The organism is Nonomuraea sp. LPB2021202275-12-8 (assembly GCF_037044575.1).
Lineage (GTDB): Bacteria > Actinomycetota > Actinomycetes > Streptosporangiales > Streptosporangiaceae > Nonomuraea.
Genome location: NZ_JBAHWD010000119.1, coordinates 1 through 1,449, shown reverse-complemented (window position 1 = coordinate 1,449; position 1,449 = coordinate 1). Strand labels below are relative to the sequence as shown.

1 protein-coding gene is annotated in these 1,449 nt (G+C 70.2%); it reads right to left on the bottom strand.

Features of this window, described 5'->3' with window-relative positions; all coding sequences use genetic code 11:
• Window positions 1-44 precede the first annotated feature (44 nt).
• Window positions 45-1,449, bottom strand: a 1,405-nt coding sequence (tnpC, locus tag V5E28_RS48965) for an IS66 family transposase (protein ID WP_336217185.1), incomplete at its 5' end; no start/stop codon positions are given.

The window sequence follows — 1,449 nt, the reverse complement described above, 5'->3', positions numbered from 1 at the left end:
GTAAGCAATCAGAAGGTTCTGTGACGTTGGGTGATTCGTGCTGATCAGGCGTCGAGTGCGACCGGCGGCATCCAGAGGTTGCCGGTAAAGGCGCGGTGGATCGCCTCGAAGGCGCTCAGCCCGTGCTTGCGGGCGCTGTCGAGGTAGGAGCGGACGGTCAGCCAGTGCGCGGCACCGTCTTCGGATTGATGGCAGCCGGAGATCTTCACCTGCGTCTTGACCGGGCGCAGCGCGCGCTCCCCGGTGTTGTTCGTGAAGGGCACCCAGCCGGGGAAGTCGGCGAAGCGCAGCACCTCATCAGCCCGGTCCCGCAGGCGTTCCAGCAGGTTACGGGCCGGGGACTGTTTCCGCCCAGGGGCGCGGGGATGCAGCGACAGCCCGACCGCGATCCCGTGGTGGAAGGATTCGAGGTAGATCCGCGCCCGCTCGGGCGGGATCTCGGCCAGCCCCTTCTCGCGGGCCTTGATGGTCTGCTTGTTCAACTCGGCCAGCGCCCACCGGATCTGCGCCGGCCACCGCTGAGCGGGATGATCCTCGGCCGCCGCGGTCAGCTCCCTGATCAGATGTGCCCCGCACAGTTGGTGACGAGCGTGCGGGTAGCCGTTGTAGAGCGACAGCGAGTCGTGCACCAGCACCCCGCGGAACTCGGGCAGGATGCCGAGGGAGTTGGCGCCCTGCCGGGAGCGTTCGCCCAGGCCGAGCAGGGTCAGGGTGGTGGTGCAGGCCACGTGCAGCCAGCGGCGCGCCGCCCCGATCCGGGTGGTGGTCTCATCGACGTGCAGCACATGCGTGAGCGTCAGCAGCGCGCGGATCACCGTGATGCTGCCGGCGACCAGCGTGGCGGCCTCGGCCAGGATCGACGACACCCAGCCGGGTGAGACCCGGGCTCCGGTGACGTCGGCGATCAACTGGGCGCAGCGCTCCACCGGCACGTGCTGGAACACCAACAGATAGGCGGCGAGTGCGCGCAGGTTCGGCCCGTACGACGACGGCGCACCCGCCACCTGCCCGGGCATGTCCGCGCCGGTGACAGCGCCGCACCCGTCGCACCGGCAGCGATGCGCCCGGTGCTCGGTCACCGTCACGGTGACCAGGGGAATGTCGCGGACCTGGCGGCGCGAGTAGCCAACGCTGTCGGTGACCGACAGCTGTTTCCCGCATCCGCCGCAGGCCGCCGGGAGGTGGTCGGCGACCTCGTCGGGGACCTCGGCCATGGCCAGGCCGTTGCCCGGAGCGCCGGGCTGGCGCCCCCGCGTCCGCCCGCTCTTGACCGGCGGCTGCTTGTCCGGACGGACGAAGGTGTCGCTGGACGGCGGTAACGAGGAGTTCCCCGAATTGCGGTTCTGCCGGCGTTCCAGCTCGGCGACCCGGGCGGTCAGCCGCTCCACCGTTGCTTCCAACTTCGCGATCGTCTCGCGCTGAGCCTCGATCGTGGCCATCTGCCGGACC